The sequence below is a fragment of the Methanobrevibacter sp. genome (assembly GCF_030539555.1).
Lineage (GTDB): Archaea > Methanobacteriota > Methanobacteria > Methanobacteriales > Methanobacteriaceae > Methanocatella.
On record NZ_JAUNXX010000017.1, the window covers coordinates 12,348 to 30,700 of the forward strand.

General features: G+C 33.0%; 22 protein-coding genes. 20 read left to right on the top strand and 2 right to left on the bottom strand.

Annotated features, from left to right (window positions below):
* Nucleotides 1–10: 10 nt before the first annotated feature.
* The 8 genes from Q4Q55_RS05035 (at nt 11) to mtnA (ending at nt 7,386) form a co-directional block, all read left to right on the top strand.
* Complete coding sequence (locus tag Q4Q55_RS05035; protein ID WP_303371732.1) at nt 11–1,558, top strand: methanogenesis marker 3 protein; 1,548 nt, start codon at nt 11–13, stop codon at nt 1,556–1,558.
* Complete coding sequence (locus tag Q4Q55_RS05040; protein WP_303371733.1) at nt 1,530–2,000, top strand: methanogenesis marker 6 protein; 471 nt, start codon at nt 1,530–1,532, stop codon at nt 1,998–2,000. Before Q4Q55_RS05035 ends, Q4Q55_RS05040 begins: the two co-directional genes overlap by 29 nt.
* A gap of 8 nt (nt 2,001–2,008) precedes the next feature.
* Nucleotides 2,009–2,467, top strand: coding sequence for a methanogenesis marker 5 protein (locus Q4Q55_RS05045; protein ID WP_303371734.1), 459 nt, complete (start codon nt 2,009–2,011; stop codon nt 2,465–2,467).
* A 1-nt stretch (nt 2,468) separates the two neighbouring features.
* A complete protein-coding gene (locus Q4Q55_RS05050) occupies nt 2,469–3,710 on the top strand; it encodes a methanogenesis marker 15 protein (RefSeq protein WP_303371735.1) in 1,242 nt (413 codons plus the stop codon).
* A 16-nt stretch (nt 3,711–3,726) separates the two neighbouring features.
* Nucleotides 3,727–4,287, top strand: coding sequence for a methanogenesis marker 17 protein (locus Q4Q55_RS05055; protein WP_303371736.1), 561 nt, complete (start codon nt 3,727–3,729; stop codon nt 4,285–4,287).
* Between the two features lie 65 nt (nt 4,288–4,352).
* The gene (locus tag Q4Q55_RS05060; RefSeq protein ID WP_303371737.1) at nt 4,353–5,219 is read left to right on the top strand and encodes a radical SAM protein; all 867 of its coding nucleotides are present in this window, start codon (nt 4,353–4,355) and stop codon (nt 5,217–5,219) included.
* A 93-nt stretch (nt 5,220–5,312) separates the two neighbouring features.
* Nucleotides 5,313–6,233 carry a manganese-dependent inorganic pyrophosphatase gene (locus Q4Q55_RS05065; protein ID WP_303371738.1) on the top strand — a complete coding sequence of 307 codons (921 nt, stop codon included), beginning with the start codon at nt 5,313–5,315 and terminating at the stop codon, nt 6,231–6,233.
* Nucleotides 6,234–6,456: 223 nt separating this feature from the next.
* Nucleotides 6,457–7,386: an S-methyl-5-thioribose-1-phosphate isomerase gene (gene mtnA / locus Q4Q55_RS05070; protein ID WP_303371739.1), complete on the top strand. Its 930-nt coding sequence runs from the start codon at nt 6,457–6,459 to the stop codon at nt 7,384–7,386.
* Between the two features lie 203 nt (nt 7,387–7,589).
* Here mtnA and Q4Q55_RS05075 read toward each other — a convergent pair whose 3' ends face one another.
* Nucleotides 7,590–8,597, bottom strand: a complete 1,008-nt coding sequence (locus Q4Q55_RS05075; protein WP_303371740.1) for a class I SAM-dependent methyltransferase family protein — start codon at nt 8,595–8,597, stop codon at nt 7,590–7,592.
* Between the two features lie 35 nt (nt 8,598–8,632).
* Here Q4Q55_RS05075 and dph5 point away from each other — a divergent pair, with 35 nt between their 5' ends.
* The 5 genes from dph5 to Q4Q55_RS05100 all read left to right on the top strand — a co-directional run bounded on the left by dph5 (nt 8,633) and on the right by Q4Q55_RS05100 (nt 12,318).
* Nucleotides 8,633–9,424, top strand: a complete 792-nt coding sequence (gene dph5, locus Q4Q55_RS05080) for a diphthine synthase (RefSeq protein ID WP_303371741.1) — start codon at nt 8,633–8,635, stop codon at nt 9,422–9,424.
* A 511-nt stretch (nt 9,425–9,935) separates the two neighbouring features.
* Nucleotides 9,936–10,598 carry a hypothetical protein gene (locus Q4Q55_RS05085; protein ID WP_303371742.1) on the top strand — a complete coding sequence of 221 codons (663 nt, stop codon included), beginning with the start codon at nt 9,936–9,938 and terminating at the stop codon, nt 10,596–10,598.
* 125 nt (nt 10,599–10,723) lie between these two features.
* Nucleotides 10,724–10,879, top strand: coding sequence for a hypothetical protein (locus tag Q4Q55_RS05090; protein WP_303371743.1), 156 nt, complete (start codon nt 10,724–10,726; stop codon nt 10,877–10,879).
* A 98-nt stretch (nt 10,880–10,977) separates the two neighbouring features.
* Nucleotides 10,978–11,892, top strand: a complete 915-nt coding sequence (locus Q4Q55_RS05095; protein ID WP_303371744.1) for a hypothetical protein — start codon at nt 10,978–10,980, stop codon at nt 11,890–11,892.
* A 3-nt stretch (nt 11,893–11,895) separates the two neighbouring features.
* Nucleotides 11,896–12,318: a hypothetical protein gene (locus Q4Q55_RS05100; protein WP_303371745.1), complete on the top strand. Its 423-nt coding sequence runs from the start codon at nt 11,896–11,898 to the stop codon at nt 12,316–12,318.
* Here Q4Q55_RS05100 and Q4Q55_RS05105 read toward each other — a convergent pair.
* A complete protein-coding gene (locus tag Q4Q55_RS05105) occupies nt 12,310–13,053 on the bottom strand; it encodes an archaeosine tRNA-ribosyltransferase (RefSeq protein WP_303371746.1) in 744 nt (247 codons plus the stop codon). The genes Q4Q55_RS05100 and Q4Q55_RS05105 overlap by 9 nt on opposite strands.
* Before the next feature lie 185 nt (nt 13,054–13,238).
* Here Q4Q55_RS05105 and hdrC point away from each other — a divergent pair, with 185 nt between their 5' ends.
* The 7 genes from hdrC to Q4Q55_RS05140 all read left to right on the top strand — a co-directional run bounded on the left by hdrC (nt 13,239) and on the right by Q4Q55_RS05140 (nt 18,173).
* Nucleotides 13,239–14,201: a CoB--CoM heterodisulfide reductase subunit C gene (hdrC, locus tag Q4Q55_RS05110; RefSeq protein ID WP_303371747.1), complete on the top strand. Its 963-nt coding sequence runs from the start codon at nt 13,239–13,241 to the stop codon at nt 14,199–14,201.
* Between the two features lie 21 nt (nt 14,202–14,222).
* Nucleotides 14,223–15,110 carry a CoB--CoM heterodisulfide reductase subunit B gene (hdrB, locus tag Q4Q55_RS05115; RefSeq protein WP_303371748.1) on the top strand — a complete coding sequence of 296 codons (888 nt, stop codon included), beginning with the start codon at nt 14,223–14,225 and terminating at the stop codon, nt 15,108–15,110.
* Between the two features lie 191 nt (nt 15,111–15,301).
* Nucleotides 15,302–15,568: a DUF749 domain-containing protein gene (locus Q4Q55_RS05120; protein ID WP_303371749.1), complete on the top strand. Its 267-nt coding sequence runs from the start codon at nt 15,302–15,304 to the stop codon at nt 15,566–15,568.
* Nucleotides 15,565–16,092: a DUF2096 domain-containing protein gene (locus Q4Q55_RS05125; RefSeq protein WP_303371750.1), complete on the top strand. Its 528-nt coding sequence runs from the start codon at nt 15,565–15,567 to the stop codon at nt 16,090–16,092. The genes Q4Q55_RS05120 and Q4Q55_RS05125 overlap by 4 nt, the downstream gene beginning before the upstream one ends.
* Before the next feature lie 10 nt (nt 16,093–16,102).
* Nucleotides 16,103–16,792: a metallophosphoesterase gene (locus tag Q4Q55_RS05130; protein WP_303371751.1), complete on the top strand. Its 690-nt coding sequence runs from the start codon at nt 16,103–16,105 to the stop codon at nt 16,790–16,792.
* Nucleotides 16,793–16,891: 99 nt separating this feature from the next.
* The gene (locus tag Q4Q55_RS05135) at nt 16,892–17,821 is read left to right on the top strand and encodes a 2-phosphoglycerate kinase (protein ID WP_303371752.1); all 930 of its coding nucleotides are present in this window, start codon (nt 16,892–16,894) and stop codon (nt 17,819–17,821) included.
* Nucleotides 17,784–18,173 (top strand): CBS domain-containing protein, encoded by a 390-nt coding sequence (locus Q4Q55_RS05140; RefSeq protein ID WP_303371753.1) that lies wholly within the window; start codon nt 17,784–17,786, stop codon nt 18,171–18,173. The genes Q4Q55_RS05135 and Q4Q55_RS05140 overlap by 38 nt, the downstream gene beginning before the upstream one ends.
* Nucleotides 18,174–18,353 lie beyond the last annotated feature (180 nt).

An 18,353-nucleotide genomic window follows, 5' to 3' on the forward strand; every position in this document is an offset into this window, starting at 1 on the left:
GGGAGATTGTATGTTAATTAAAATTAATGGAGAAGAAATAGATGTGGCAGATGCTTCAACAATTCAGGATGTGATTGATGAAACAAATGCCCCATATACTCCTGGTAGTATTGTTTGCTTAATTAAAGGTAAAAAGGAACTTGAAAAAAATATCAACAAGTATAAAATTAAAACAAACAGAGGTTCTATAATTATTCAATTGGATGAATCTGATGAAGCAAAACCTTTGGTTGATGTTTGGAAAAATCAATACGAAGAGTTTGTTGATTTGAATATCCGATGGTCCACTCCTAGCGAGGTGGCAATTGGTCCGATTGTAACCGATTTGGAGCCCACTTCAGATGAATTCAAATATTTTGAAGGAGATGTTGTTTTAAGTTTATCCAGTTTTAGTAGTGAGTCTACACATTTAATAATGCTTAAAGAGAATACAACAAATGTCTACAGTGTACCTCCATATAATAAAGGTATCTTTGCTCGGGTTATTGGTGGTAAAAAAACTTTAGAAAACTTAAGTGCCGATGATTCAGTAACAGGCATAGAACCGATTATCGAAAGGAACACCACTACAGACAGCTCTTCAGTTTCTGATTTGAATACTGTGCTTGAGGAAGGAAATGAACTCTATACGTATATTTCCTTTGAAGTTGATGAATCTTCACCTGTATGTGTAGAGCATTTGTTTTCAATTATTAAAGATGGTAGAATTAAAGTTTCATATGATAGCGAATCATTCATAGGTTTTTATGAACTGGCAGGATTAGAAAAACCTAAAGAGAATACTTCACAAAGAACTAGAGGCACTATGACTGTTAGAAATGCAGGTGTTGGTGTTGGAAAACTTTTCATTTATCGTGAAAACAGAGTCTTAACTCCAAATCATACTACTGTGGGTAAAATTGTAAAGGGTATGGAAATTATTGACATTGCTAAAGAAAATGACTTCATCACAGTCAAGTCAGAACAACAAAGATTAAAATTATTAAATAAAACTCAAAAAGAAGCTACAGAAATCTTGTCTGCAGTTGGTGTTGAGCATATGATTGACGGATTGATTGATGATGATGCGATAATTGTCGAACAAGTCCCAGAACATACAATTGATATCCTAAAAGAAGGAAGTGTTGTAACTAAAGCTATTAAGAAAGAAGATTTATGTGTAATTAAATTTACAGAAAATGCTCCAAGGTCTGTAAGATACTTTAAGTTATTGTCCGGTCTTTTAGAAAATCCTGTAGGCAAAATTAAAGTTCATTTTTCAGTTCCTGGAATGCACATTGTTATTTTTGAAGGAGATAAAAAATCTGCTAAAGGTCTGATACCTGAAAATAACCCTGTGGATAAGGTAATTAGAGGCCAAATCGGTATTACTAATATGGCTTCAAAAAGTTCAGGTTTGATCGGTATAAGATTTGAAGATAATGTCGAATTCGGTCCGACCGCAGAAAGTTTTGAAGCAACCAATATTATTGGTGATGTTGTTTCTGATTATGATAGTCTTGAAAAATTAAAAGAAGGAGTTGTAGTGTATGTCACCGAATCTAACCATGAGTCCTGATTTAGGCAAAGAGGATTGGGATCCTGATGTAATTACTCGTATGATTTTTATTGGGCCTGGAGCCCATGTAAGTGAACAGCAAGTTGTCAATGAATTTCACATGCTTGATTTGCCGCTCACCATAAAAAATACTTGTTATGGATCTATGATTAGTGGTAAAAGTGCAGATGTTTACAAAGCTATCGAGGAAATAAGAAAACTTGACCCTGCACATATTTTCACTAAAGAAAGAGGATTTGCTCCGGGAGATCCTAGAAGATGTAGGGGTCACAGGTTTGGTCCTAGAGAAGGTTTCCATCAGATGGAAAAAGAATACAGAATACTTGGTTTTGTTTCTGAAGCTTTGGAAAATCCTAAAGAAGTTGAGATAGAAAAGAAAAAACCAATTGATGTTGACGAATTTAAAAAATTCATGAATGAATGTTTAGATAAAGAAGAATAGGTGAAAATATGGTTAAAATCGCTGTTTATCCTCCAAACTCATTAATCTTAGCAGATTTACTTGAAAGAAAAGGTCATACTCCTTTAGTTTTACAAAAACAAATTAGGCAAAAAATTAAGGATCCGGAAATTGATTCTCCGCCAATGAATATCACTGAAGAGGATCCTATTAAAGGACTTAAATACGCCGCTATTGAAGTTCCTTCTGGTGTTCGTGGAAGGATGGCAATTATTGGACCACTTATAGATGAAGCGGAGGCAGCTATTGTAGTTGACGGAGCTCCTTATGGTTTTGGTTGTATTGGTTGTGCAAGAACTAATGAATTGTCAATATTTTTACTCAGGAATAAAGATATTCCTGTACTGGAATTAGATTATCCAACTAATCAAGATGAAACATATGTTATGGTAAATAAAATAAATGAATTTGTAGATTCACTTGAGAAAACTGATAAGGAGGAAGAATAAGATGGTTAAAATTGCATTGGTTTCATGTGGAACAGAATATAGTGGAATTCAAAAAGAAATTGAAAAAGCGGCAAATAAATTTGGTGCAGAAATTGTTCTTCCTGAAATTGATTTGGATTACATTGATGAATCATACGAAAAATTTGGATTTTCAGCTCAAAGTTCAAGTTTGAAATTAATGATTGCAAGAGCTATGGCTATTGTTGAAGGCAGGTCCAAACCTGATGCGGTATTTATTGCAACTTGCTTTAGATGTGCTGAAGCAGCATTGGTTAGGAATGAAGTAAGAAGATTTATACAAAACAATACACGCATTCCAGTAGTCACATACTCATTCACTGAAAGAACAAAAGCGGATGAACTGTTCATCCGTATGGAGGCATTAGCCACTACTGTAACTCGTAGAAGTATTCTTGCCCGTGAAAAGCAAGAAGGTCTTACTCTTGGACTTGATTCAGGTTCAACTACTACAAAAGCTGTTCTTATGGAAAACAACCAGGTTATCGGAACCGGCTGGACATCTACAAAGGACATCATAGAATCTGCAAAGACAGCTGCTGCTGAAGCATTTTCACAAACTGATTATGGCTGGGATGATTTGGATGGAATAGGAACCACAGGTTACGGTAGGTTCACTATGGGTCAGGAATTTGGCGCCGAACTTATCCAGGAAGAATTGTCTGTTAATGCAAAAGGTGCTGTATATCTTGCGGATTGTCAAAAAGGAGAAGCTACTGTATTGGATATCGGAGGTATGGACAACAAGGTAATCACTGTTAATAATGGTATTCCGGATAACTTTACTATGGGAGGTATCTGTGCAGGGGCATCTGGAAGATTCTTGGATATGACTTCCCGTAGATTGGATGTTGACATTACAGAATTGGGTCCTTTAGCTGTTCAGGGAGATTGGAGAAAAGCAATGTTGAACTCTTACTGTATTGTATTCGGTATTCAGGACCTTGTTACTACACTTGCTGCAGGAGGTTCTAAAGCTGATGTTGCTGCGGCTGCATGTCACTCTGTATCAGAACAAGTTTATGAACAACAGCTTCAAGAAATTGACATTCGTGAACCATTAATACAGGTTGGTGGAACAAGCTTAATTTCAGGTCTTGTTGAAGCCGTAAGTGAAACTTTAGGTGGAATCGAAGTTATTGTACCTGAATACTCTCAACATATCGGTGCCGTTGGAGCGGCTCTTTTAGTATCTGGAATGGGACACAGACAAGATGATAAATAGATAAAGGATTGATTTGATGTTAGTTGAATGCTATGATGAGAAAGGTGCAGAAGTTTATGAAATCATCATTAAACAGATATTTCAAGATTTAGTTCTTGGTTCTTCTGTGGAGGATTTAAAAGCTTTTGTGAATCCTGATGACCCAGTGTTTGTCTTAGCTATTAAAATGAAGAAAACATCTAATGCGATTGCATTCACTGATGTAGCTAATTTGACTTATGATAAAGCAAATGATGTTACAATGATTTTAATTGATAATGAAAATTATCTTCCTAATATCTTGAAGAGATTGTGGAGGTTATTCTCAAGAGATGAGATTTATCAGCCGAACAGATATCAACTTGAGATAAAAGGAAATCATATGGATTTAGAAACATTAATTGTTGATGATCCTCATTCTAATTTACAAAGGCGTATTTATGATGCAGTCTTTAGAATATTGCCTGAAGGCTTTAAAATCATTAAGGATATGTCTACAGAGGATATTGTATGTGTTGTAGCTACCGATGAATTGATAAAAGATGCATGGATTGAAAAAGCTCACGAATTTATTGATGAGTTGAATAAGGGCATATAGAAAAGTTTATATATTTGTTCGTATCAATACAAATTAACAAAGTTATATAATGGAGAATTGATAGTATGGCTGAGCACAAAGGTTCAAGATTTGCACATATAACTAAAGCACATCCATGTTTTAATGAAAAAATGCATGATAAAGTAGGTAGGGCACATGTTCCTGTCGCACCAAAATGTAATATATTCTGCAACTTCTGTACAAGAGACATTAATGATGAAGAGAACAGACCTGGCGTTGCAAGCTGTGTTATGGATCCGGATGCCGCAATTAAACATATTAATGATGTGACTGCTGACGGTCCTATTGCAGTTGTTGGGGTTGCAGGTCCTGGTGATTCACTTGCTAATGATGAAACATTTGAATTTTTCGAAAAATTGGCATCTGAACAACCTGATTTGATTAAATGTATGAGTACAAATGGACTTTTACTCCCTAAGTATGCAGATAAACTCGCAGAACTTGGTGTGAATTCTGTCACTGTAACAATCAATGCTATTGACCCGGATATTGCTGTTGATATTTATTCTTTTATTAAATACGAAGGAAAAATATATAAAGGATATGAAGCTGTAGAAATTTTAATTAAAAACCAATTGGAAGGTGTTGAAAAAGCAGCAGCCAACGGTTTGGTTGTTAAAGTTAATTCAGTTTTAATTCCAGGGCTGAATGATGAGCATATTGTTGAAATTGCTAAGGAAGTCAAAAAACGTGGTGCTTCTTTAATGAACATTCTGCCGTTAATTCCTTTGGCTAAAATGAAACATTATTCACGTCCGGACTGTTCTATGATGGAAAGTGTCAGAGAACAAGTTGAAGAGATTATTCCAGTATTTAGGGCATGCACACAATGTAGGGCAGATGCATATGGAATACCTGGTAAGAAAAGTGAAGACCACCATTTAGGAATGACTCCGCAAAGTCATTACTAAATCTTTTTTTTTTAAATTTTTTCTATAGCAATATTAAATATAGATGAAAAATATAATTTAATTAGTATTAAAACTTTTTTGAGGATAGATAATATGGTAAAAACTTATGTTTTTGGACATAAAAGTCCAGATAGTGATTCAATTACATCAAGTTTGGTAATGACTAACTTAGAAAAAGAATTAGGTAACAGTGAAGCTAAAGCTTACAGATTAGGAAATATAAATAAAGAAACAGAATTCATTTTAAACTATTTGGATATTGAAGCGCCAGAACTTTTGGAAAGTGTTGATGATGGGGCAGATGTTATTCTGGTAGATCACAACTCTCCGGCGGAATCTGTAGATAATTTGGAAAATGCAAATATTTTAAAGGTTGTTGACCATCATAAATTGGCTTTAGAAACTTCATATCCATTATTCTTAAGATTTGAACCAGTAGGTTGTACTGAAACAATTCTATGTAAATTATATGAAGAAAATGGCATTGAAATCACAAAAGAGATTGCAACTTTAATGTTGTCTGCAATTATTTCAGATACTTTACTTTTAAAATCACCAACAACAACAGATGATGATAAAAAAGCAGTAGAAAAACTTGCTAAAATTGCGGATATTGATGCTGAAGAATATGGTTTGGAAATGCTTAAAGCAGGTACAGATTTAAGTAGTTTCACAATAGATGAAATTTTGTCATTGGATGCAAAACAAATAGACTTTAAAGATGTAAAATCAATTGTAAACCAGGTCAATACTGCGGATATAAGTGATGTAATGGCAATGAAAGATGAATTGGAAGCAGGAATGACTAAAATAATTGAAGAAGAAGGCTTGGATTTGTTCATGCTTCTAATCACAGATATAGTTAATAGCAATTCTCAAGTAATTGCTCTTGGTAAAGATTCAAATCTGGTTGAAAAAGCCTATGGTGTTAAATTAGAAGATAACACAGTATTGCTTGAAGGTGTTGTATCACGTAAGAAACAAGTAGTGCCTATTATGACTGATAATGCATAATTATTTTTGGTATTACTAAAAAATAGGGGTTTTTTGTTATTTCTAAGTAAAATTTATAAATGATAATTAGATGTATTTTTAATACATCTCTAATCAATCCGTTTTGGATATTATTAGGCGGAGAGCATAATTAAAAAATTGTCTATAAATTGGACTTAGAAACTAACAATTAATTATGCTTTTCTACTTTTTTTAGAATATTTTTTTTTATAAGGTGTTAGATATGAAAACACTTGAATGGGAAGATAATAAACTAAAACTCATTGATCAGACAAAGCTTCCTGATGAGCTGACTTATGTATATTGTAATAATTATCTGGATGTTATTACTGCCATTCGTGATATGGTTGTCCGTGGAGCTCCTGCTATTGGTGTGGCAGCAGCATTTGGGATGGCTCTTGCTGATATTGGGGGTGTAGATTTAGAAAAAGCAGCTAATGAAATCAAGGCTGCAAGACCGACTGCTGTTAATCTATTTTGGGCAGTTGATAGAGTTTTAAACAGTGAAGATGCATTGGCTGAAGCATTAAAAATGTATGAAGAAGACATGTCAACAAACAGGGCCATTGGAAAATATGGTGCTGAGATAATTGACGATGGAGATACTGTTTTAACTCATTGCAATGCAGGAGCTCTTGCATGTGTTGATTATGGAACTGCATTAGGTGTTTTCAGAGCAGCCCATGAGCAAGGCAAAAATATAAATGTAATATGTGATGAAACCCGTCCGAGAGGCCAGGGTGCTAGTTTAAGCGTATGGGAAATGCAACAGGAAAATATTCCTGTTAAATTGATTCCTGATGTTGCTTCCGGATTTCTAATGTCACAGGGTAAAATTGATAAAGTGGTTATCGGAGCGGATAGAATAGCTAAAGGCGGTGTTGTAAATAAGGTTGGTTCATTTATGGTGGCACTAGCAGCAAAACATCATGATATTCCATTTTATGTAGCTGCTCCTTATTCTACTTTTGATAATGACATTAACATCTATGATACAGTTATCGAGGAAAGGGATGGTGATGAGGTAAGGTATTATGGTGGAGCCAGAATTTGTCCGGAAGGTACTGAAGTGATTAATCCAGCATTTGACATCACTCCAAAAGAATTGATTACTGGAATCATTACAGAAAAAGGAATTATTGACCCGATTTAGACAATAATTCTAACTTATTTTTTTTACCACACTAAAGGCAATATTTTGTATTTGACTTTTTGTTTATAGAATTTATATTCGTCCAATTCTTTTTCCAACTAATTAAGTGTTCCTGCGGGAATGAACAGTAAAGCAGCAATAATAATCAAAACGAAAAGGAATTTTTTTTAAGTGATTGTGAAATTAAATTAGGATTCATTGTATCAGTCTATTTTTTTAATTCTCCCATCGATTGCCACATGCCATTCTCCTGGACTTGTGGATTTCACTTTGCGGCAGTTGATGATTTCAATTTCCTTTCCAACATTTTTGCATGCCTCTTTTAGGCGATGTTTTCCCTGTTCATATGAGTCGGAAAACTCATAATAATTGATTATTCCATCATCTTCAATTAAATCAACAGCAACATCAAGGAAAGTGTAGGCAAGGCCGGGCAGGTTCATGATTATTCTGTCATATTTGCAATTAAATGATTTGCTAACTTCTCTCACATCCCCGCAATATGTTTTGATGGAACCTTTCAATTTATTTAACCTGATATTTTCATCCAAATATTTGACTGCGGCTTCGTTAATGTCTACTGCAGTGATATCCACATTTTTATTCCGTGCAATCACTATGGGGAACGGTCCTATTCCGCAAAACATGTCAAGAATTTTTTCACCATCAACCACACTTTCCATTACACGTTTCCGCTCAGTTGCAAGTCTTGGTGAGAAATAGACTTCCCGAACATCTAACTTTAATCTGGCACCATGTTCCTTATGGATTGTAACCGAATCATCTTCTCCTGATAGAAATTCCAAATCCCGCACTCGTGTGGTTCCCTTAATAGCGCTTCTTTTCATGTAGATGGCTTTTCTTTTTGTAAATTTAAGTGCAGCATCTCCAATAATTTGTTTTTTATCAACTAAATCGTCTGGAATTTCCAAAATGACAATGTCTCCAATCGTATCAAAAGAAGTCCTTAAATTTTCAATTTCATCTGAGGTCAGTTCATCTTCAAGCAGTTCTGAAAAGTTGTGCGGAACTTTTTTCATTGCTTCCAGATGCATGCAAACTATTTCGTAGCCATCAACATTGTCATTGACAGGGATATAACCGTAATCCTTTTCTGCCTTTATCTTATAATCCATATTCATTAGGCCTTTTTCCATTAATTTTATTCGGGTATCATTTAGTTGTTTTAATGGAACTTTTACACATTTCATAAGGTTTATTATGTTTAAATTATTATATAATGTATATGTTTTATTTAGTGGGCTTAGGATTATTTGACGAGAAGGACATTTCTCTTAAGGGATTGGAATGTTTAAAAAATGTTGATAAAATTTATGCGGAATTCTTTACATCAAGATTATTCGGTTCAAGCTTTGAGGCTATTGAGGAATTGGTTGGTCAGGAAATTGAAGTTTTAGTCAGAGGAGAAGTTGAGGAGGAATCCAAATTCATCGAAGAGGCAAAAACAAGTGATGTTGCATTGATTACTGGTGGAGATCCTTTGATTGCAACAACACACAGTGATTTCATTGTACAATGTTCTAAAAAAGGAATAGACTATGAAATTATCCACGGCTCTTCAATCTTGTCTTCAGCACCGGCAATTTCAGGTCTTCAGGGATATAAGTTCGGTAAGGTAACAACCATTCCATTTCCTGATTATAATTTTTATCCTAAATCTCCATATGAAGCCATTGAAGAGAATCTGAAAATGGATTTGCACACTTTGGTTTTGCTTGACATTCAGGCTCACAAGGACAGGTACATGACAATAAATCAGGGTTTGGAGTATCTGATGAGCATAAAGGATGATTTGGACCGTGAAGGTTTAATCACAGGAGATACTCTGGCTATGGGTATTGCTCGTGTAGGATCTCGTGATGTTATTGTAAAAGCAGGAAAAATATCTGAATTAATCGATTATGATTTTGGAGGACCTCTTCACTGCATTATAATTCCATCTAAACTCCATATTGTTGAAGCGGAATATTTGGTTGAGATAGCAGGAGCTAATCCTGAAATATTACAAGAAAATTAGTTTTAAAGGGGGGGAGTGGAAGTAGCAGTATTTTTTCCTACTTCCTTTTATAATGAAACATATTCTAAACATTTTGGAGATTATAAAATGGTTGACTGATGTTCACATTAAGACATGAAAATTACTTCATATCGATTATTAGTTATATTTTTATATTATATAAATGTTTTTATTTTATTTCACATTATTTTTATCAAAATTTTGTAATTTTGTTCAATAATATTTTTTCATTATCATTATTATATTAATAAAAAATAATTTTTCATGCATTAATTTTACTTTTTTTCGATAATTTTATACACTCAGTTTTTAATAATGTTATTCTGCTGATATGAGGGGATTTTCCTAGTTTTAAGTTAATATTTGATGTTAGGTTATTTTTTTTTGAAAATTATTAGGATATCAATGAAATGTTTAACTTTACATGAATTATATAGTTGTCTAATCAAATGTATTATTAACATTAATGTTTTAAACAATTAAAATTTTAACAATAATGGAGGCTAATCCAATGGGTTTGTTTAGCAGAAAAAGTCCTGAAGAAAAAAGATTAAAGAAATTCAGTAAAACGGAAGAAAATGTCAAAAAGAGTATTTCTGTTTACAAAAAAATTAGCTCTTTTGCACCACCTATTTTCAGTTTATATGATTTGTCCGCTACCCGAGAGGAATATGTGAAAACTGGAGAATATTTCCAGGAATGGCTTTTAAACAAAGTTCCCGAAGCACTTTCAAATTCACGAATGTTCACTCACAGTAAATTTTGGGAAGGGTTTAGGGATAACATCTCCAAAGGTCTAATTTCATTATTGATTGTTGATGAATATGGGGAATGCCTGAAATGCTGTGATGCATTGATGGACATGAAAGAAGACCTTTTCAACAAAAAGATTGCCAGAGGAAGTGGAAGTTTCCTGTCCGTCGCAGAGCTTGCAGTTGCATCTGCCGGTGTTGGCGGAAATTCAAAACAGGAGGCATTAATAAAGCAAGTTGAATTTTACAAATTAATTTGCCTGACTGAACTGGAAAAGGAACCTTCTGCAAGGTTGATGTTAAAGGAATTTCCTGATAATTATGCTTTAAAGATTAAAAAGGATGATGATTATTTCAATCAGCACTTCAAGTATAAAGATAATTTGTCTATAGAATATATGAAAGAAAAATTACAGAAATAACTTAGGCATTTTTCATAGGATAACTATCTAAATTTATCAATTCCCATTAAAATTCATTTTAACATATTAAACGGATATGAAAAAACACTGACGCATTTATTAACTAGTATGTACAATTTAATTGTATGTCTAAGAACAAACGTGTTACAATCAGCATCAATAATGACATTGACTTGAATTTTCGAAGAATAGCCTCCTCTAAGATGTTATTCAAGACTGGATGGTATTCAAAAGCAATAGAAGAGGCAATGTTATTGTGGATTGAAAAGGAAGATAAATAATTAATATTATTTTTTTTCTTTTTTCTTTTTTTACTATTGAAATAATTAAGTATTTAAATTAAACTAATCTTATTTATTAATATAGAGTGGTGTCAATAATGGAAAGTGATGAATTTAGAACTGTTAGGGTTTATACTAAAAAGTATAATAGTAAGGATAAAGACGGTAACACTGTTGAAAAAGAGTCTCAGCAAAAACAGGTTAGTCTCAAAAAAGAAGATCCATTTGAAGATAATGAGTTGGTTAAGGTTCTTGCTCAAGAGGAATATGAAAAATTAGTTAATAATCAGTTCTCCGATGAAAAACTTGACGAATTTGATCAGATTATCCGTGAAAAAGATGATGAGATAGCAATATTGCAGGACCAAATTCAAACTCTTAAAGGTTCATTTTTTGATGATGTCGGTTCACTGAAAGAGCAGTTGAGCGACAAAGATGAATTGCTTAAGGCAAAAGATGAAATCCATGAGTTGAACAAAAAGATTACAAGAATTGATGATGAAAGAGTAGCTATTTTTAAGGAACTTGATTATAAAAATAAAATGATCCTTGCTTATAATGTCGAACTCAACAAATCTATTTTGAATGCTATTAATGTTGTTATTGATGAAGCCCGTGACAATATCAACAGAAGAAATGCGTTATTAGTTAAAGATCTGGAAAAATCCGTTGAAAAATCTAAAAAAGAAGTGAATGAGAAAAATAAGGCTATAGCGTATGATATAAAAAGCACTGTTGAGGACATGAATGAGCAGATTAGAAACACAAGCACTCTTAAAATGATATTAAACAAAAACAAAATCAATTTAAGGGTACCTACCGAAGATTTGCTTAAACCGTTTGACTTTGATTTTGATGTTGAACAGTTGCTTTCAGGACAGGCCTTGGAACTTGATGCTGCTGAAATCCTAAAAGAAGTGATGCCAAAACTTCCGGAACCGTTCTCCAAATATATTGACACTATGGAAGATGTTCCGGAAACCATTGATATTTCATCTAAAGATGGGGAATAACTCATGAGAACATTTAATTCCGGAAAAATCGCTTTTGAATATCCTGATGAATGGGAAGTTGAAAAAGCAGACGTCTTATCCAATCCCGATTGCATCGCCACTCTTTCTAAAGGTCAGGACAACTTAATCAATGCGGTCATGTTTCCAACAGCAACTAATCTTGATGATTACAAAATGTTCATGGAAAACTCAATATCCGATGATGGTGGGGTGATAATTGCATCTGATTTTATTAAAATCGCTGGAATGGATGCAATTAAGTTGCATGCGAACATGGATACTCCTGAAATTAACTTTGATATTCATACATATGTTTTCATTGAAAATGGGGATATTTTCATTTTTGAATTAAGAACTTTGGACATTTCCGGAGAATCTGAAGGTCAATTCAAAAATATCCTGGAATCATTTAAAATTCTAAAATAACTGTGAATATTCAAGCAGGTAATCCATTTGGGTTCTATCGAGAATTTTTAGAGTTGATATATTCTGAGGTGTTGTTCCGGACCTCTCTTCAACTAAATTTCTTAAAGAATTATTTTTCATATGTGAATGTATCTCTTTAATTACAAATTCCATGTTTTCAATATTTTTCTTTTCTAATTCCTTTTGTGAAATATTTTCATAAATTGGATATGTATTTAAGTCATACGCTTTTGTTGGTGTTTGTAAAATGTTTATATGACTGTAGTAATTTGCGCTGTCGGCTAAAAATCCATCAATTCCCATATATGTCAAAATAGGCATGAATGAAAGTTCGGTAAATGAAAAAATAAAATAACTGGTTTTTTTAGCTTCTTTTTTAAGTGAAACTACAATTTCAACCAATTCCTTTGGATTTGTAAGAAGTGCATCTCCATTAGCTATGATAAATCCGTTATAACCTATTTCTTCCAGTTGTTTCAAACATTCGATTCTTAAATCAATATATTTTGAACCTTGGATAACTGCTGTGTCCGCTTCGTTGACATGCTCTTCGGCTAATCTTAATGTCTCCTTAACGTTGAATTCAGCAATTTCACGATCAATGTTATATGCTGAACCCTCATTAGGTGCAATTTTCAAATCATTTTTATAAAATATTTCTGGTGTCAGTTTTCCATCAAGCTTTCCCACTCTTCCAGGTCCGTCATGTGATTTGATTTCAAATTTTTTTATCATTTATTTCGTTCCCAATTATTGTTGTTATATACTTATTGTTTTTTAGGTTTATAAAAATTTTTTCCAATGTGTAATCATTTGGGTTACACAATTGAAATTTTTAGTAACCTTTATATATGTTTTTTTAAAGAATATTAGTATGGATTTGAGGAAATTGTCCTATGATTATCCGAGGTGTGTTTTCAATGTCTATAATAAATCGTCTTAAGTCCTTATTCAAAGGAGAAAATGATAATGAAGAAGAAGACATCAAAACTGATGTTTCAAACACATCTAATGATGTCGAAGTTACATCTTCACAATCTGTAAATGAAGTTGCTGATTCTGTTGAAGAAGAAGCAAATGAGAAAGATTTAACTTCTGAAAAAGACATCGAACCTTTAGAAGAAGACAAAGCTGAAGAAGAAACTGTCATTGATGAGGTTTCTGAAGCTGAGGAAGTTTCATCTGAAGAAATTGTGGAAGAGAAAGAAGAAGCTGAATTAGAAGAGGCTATTGTTGAAGAATCAGCTGAAGAAGTTGAAGAAACTTCTGAAGAAGTAGATGCTGATGAAGAAGATTCAAAAGATAAAGATACAAAAGGAGATAATATGACTTTATTAACTGATAAAGAATTATTAAATGATAGTAATCGTGACCCAGATTTCACTGCTGAGTTCATCGATGCTGGAATCGAAACTGTTAAACACTGTTTCCAATGTGGTACCTGTAGTGGAAGTTGTCCTTCTGGAAGAAGAACTCCATACAAAGTAAGACAAATCGTCAGAAAATGTTTATTAGGATTAAAAGAAGAAGTTATTTCTGATGAAGCTTTATGGATGTGTACTACCTGTTACACCTGCCAAGAAAGATGTCTTAGAAGTGTTAAAATTGTAGAAATTATCAAAAAAGCACGTAACATCGCAGCTCACGCAGGATACATGGCAAAACCACACAAAATGACTGGTGTATTTGTAATGAATACTGGTCACGCAGTACCTATTAACGATGCTGCAAAAGCTTTAAGAGTAAAAATTGGTCTTCCTGAAGTACCACCTACAACTCACGCTTATCCTGAAGCATTAGAAGAAGTACAAAAATTATGTAAAATTACCGCTTTTGACGAATTAATCGGTTACGATGAAGCAACCGGCGGATTAAAAGAATAGATTTATGAGGAGAGTTATAATATGGAAATTGCATACTTCTTAGGTTGTATTATGAACAACCGTTATCCTGGTGTTGAAAAAGCAACTAGAAAATTATTCGAAGCATTAGATATTGAATTAAAAGACATGGAAGGAGCATCTTGTTGTCCTGCTCCTGGTGTATTCGGTTCTTTTGATGAAGAAACCTGGGCTACTATCGCAGCTCGTAACTTAACTCTTGCTGAAGACATGGGTGCAGACATCATGACCGAATGTAACGGATGTTTCGGTTCATTATTTGAATGTAATCACATTTTAAAAGAAGATGAAGATAAAAAAGCTAAAATCAACGCTAACTTAGCTGAAATCGGAAGAGAATACAAAGGTACTATTGAAGTAAAACACTTCGCTCAAATCTTAAGAGATGACGTTGGATACGAAAAATTAGCTTCTCTCATCGAAAAACCTTTAGACTTAAATGTAGCTGTTCACTACGGTTGCCACTTCTTAAAACCTACCAAAACTATCGGTATTGAAGATCAAGCTGAAAACCCATCTATCTTAGATGACCTTGTAGAAATCACTGGTGCAAAATCTGTTGACTACAAAGACAAAATGATGTGCTGTGGTGCAGGTGGAGGTTTAAGAGCTAGAGATTTAGATGTAACTACTAGTTTCACTAAAGAAAAACTCGATCACATGACTGAAGCTGGAGTAGATGCAATCGTTAACGTATGTCCATTCTGTCACATGCAATTTGACCAAGGTCAAACTGAAGTAAACGAAAAATACGGAACTGACTTTGCATTACCTGTATTCCACTTAGCTCAATTATACGGATTAGCTATGGGATTATCAGCTGAAGAATTAACCTTTGATGCTCAAAAAATTGATGCAACTCCTGCTATCAAAAAAGCATTAGGTGAATAAATTTAAGGATTTTTAATCCTTTTATTTTTTTATTTTTAGACCTTGAAAACACAGTTTGGATAATGGTTATCAATTGATAACCTTTTTTTTATTGATTATTTTTTTTGTTTCAATATATACGAATAATTCGTAAGTACTTTTATATAGGATTATTAAGATAAAATAAACTAAATAATTAAAGAGGTGTAATTATGTTTTTAGCAACATTAGATGGTATATTTAAATATTCCGACCTTCCAGAAGAATATGAACCATATGTTCAATTCAAAGCAACTATAGAAAAAAGAGAGTTAAAACAAAGTGATGAAATCGCAATTTTAAACATTGCAGGTACTTCAACTCATCATGTATTGTTCCTAGATTCTTATCAGAATATCAGTCAAATTGAACAAGAATTAAAAGATGCAGATGCTAAAATTAACCATACTACTTTAAAAATTATAGGTGGACATTTATGAGCTTACCTTCTGAACAAAATTGGTTGGTTCTCCATCATCTCATTACTGATTTGAATAAAAAAGGATATGAAATTCCTAGTGGAATCAATCCTGAGATGGGATTAATCAGGTCTACAATCAGTTCATATAAAAGAGACCCTTCCCATCCTGAACTAATCAATGGTTTGGCAAAAGCTGAAATGTCTTTAAATAATATTCAAGGAACTCTTTTAATAATGGCTGAAGAGGAAGGGGAAGAATATGTTGACCATTGGCTTGATTTATTAAAAAAAGTCATGAGGGGAGAAGAAGTATTTGAATTTGCAAATTCTCGGTCAAGATTTCTTGTAAACACTCCTCCTGGATTGACTACAGGGAGAATTAACTTAAAAGTTCCTTTAGCTGAAGAAAGAGTTCAAGAGATTGCAGAGTGGAACGGACTCATCATTGAATTTGATGATGATGTGACTGTTGAATTACATGGAGATAAGCCGGATTTACAGGCTGGTTTAAAAGAAATGGGATCTTTCTTTTTAGAGGAATAATGGTGATATAATGACTAAAATTTTAGCAATTAGTGATGTTCACGGTGAAGAAAACGAAAATTTATATACATATTTAAATAATAATGATATTGATTTGGTTTTAATTTTAGGTGATATTACTGACTTCGGACCTTTAGAATTTGTTTCAACATTTATTAATAAAGTGGCAGACTGTGGTGTGGATGTAATAGCTATTCCAGGTAATTGCGATCCAAATGGAATCTGTAATGCTATTAATGAAGTATCATTCTGCCTTCACAATAATATTATTGCTTATGGCGATGCGATTTTATTCGGATTTGGCGGATCCAATCCAACTCCATTTGATACTCCTGGAGAAATGGATGATGATAAGATTTATGCTGCCGTTTATGATTTATTGGCTAATTATGATTATGTTTACAATTCTGACGTTCCTAAAGTAAGAATACTGGTTACCCATGCGCCTCCTTTCAATACCGCTGCAGATAGGGTTGAAAATGGTGAACATGTTGGAAGTTCAGGAATTCAAAAATCAATCCACGAATTTGAACCTGAAATTAATCTTTGTGGCCACATTCATGAAGCAAAATCTATAAGTAAAATTGGAAAAACTACTGATGTGGCAAATCCTGGAATGCTTAAAGATAACGGAGCTGTCTTAATTGATATTAAAGATGGTTCTAAATATGATTTAAGCCTTATTTCTTTGGATGAATAATTTTTTATTCATTCTTTCTTTTTTTTTAAAATCAAATAACAAGTTTTATTTAACAATAACTTAAAATATTAAATCATATTTTCTAAGTAAGTGATTATTATGATTTGGGTTGTTGGGAATGTTGATGGTAAACAATATAAAGAGCCATTTTCAAAAGGAATCATGTCCCGTTCTCTTAATGTTGCTGATATTGGGACTGAAAGGGCGCATGATATAGCCAGTGATATTGAAACTGAATTGATTAAAGAGAATATTACAGAAATTTCAAGTTTTGATTTGGCTAATGTTGTTTTAAATCACCTTGAATGCATCGATCCGAAAATTGCTCAGAAATATAAAAATTGGAGGTCTCTTAGAACATCTAAAAAACCTTTAATAATTCTAATAGGTGGAGCATCCGGTGTGGGAACTTCTTCTATGGCTTTTGAATTGGCCAGCAGATTAAGATTAAAAAACCTTATAAGTACGGATATGATTCGTGAAGTAATGCGTAAGATTGTATCTAAAGAATTAAGTCCAGTTATCCATAAATCAAGTTTTGATGCCTATGAAAGTATTAGAACACCTTCAATCAGAATTGATTCAGTTATTGAAGGGTTTATTAGTCATGTTGATGTCGTCAACGTGGGTATTGAAGCAATTATTGAAAGGTCTGTAAAAGAGGGTATCAGTACTATTATTGAAGGGGTTCATGTTGTTCCGGGTTTTATCAGAAAAGATTTGATGGAAAATAATAATATCATTATTTTTACATTAACTGTTGATGATGAAGAGTCTCACAAACAAAGATTCTATTCAAGATGTCGTCAGCCTTGGGTTAAACGATCTCTTGAAAAATATATGGAGAATTTTACCACAATAAGGAAAACTCAAAAATTTTTAGTTGAACAGGCTAAAATTCATGATGCACGCATAATAAATAATGTGGATATTAATGAAACTATAGATTTCATGATAGATGATATTCTTGAAAAATTTGGAGGAATGGACAATGTTGAACAAGAAAGTGAAGGACATAATGACAACTGAAGTGATAACTACTACTTCTGATATAGATGTAGTTTATGCTTTTGAAAAGTTGATGAAACATAAAATTAGTTCTCTTCCTGTTGTTGAGGATGATAAATTGATCGGTATTATTACAGCTACTGATGTTGGCCATAATTTGATTCTTGATAAGTATGAATTGGGAACTAGTGTTGATGAAATAATGATCAGGTCTGTTATTACAGTTTCTCCTGATGACAGTCTTGAAGATGCAATTAAAATAATGAAAGAAGGTGTTTCTTCTTCAGGAATTTTAAATCAACTTCCTGTTGTTGAAGATGGAAAATTAGTTGGTATTATTTCTGATGGGGATATTATTCAAGAGATATTTTAATTTAACATTTTTTTATTTATTTTATTATTTTTTTAGCCTTTTAAAGACAGTTACTATAAAAAAATTTTTTTCTAGAAATTGGCTATTTTAACTTTTTCAGTAACTATTTTTAATTCTAGTAATTGGACTCTTTCAAAAACTTTGTTGATTTGAAATTTTTTCACGAAAATTAGTTTGAAT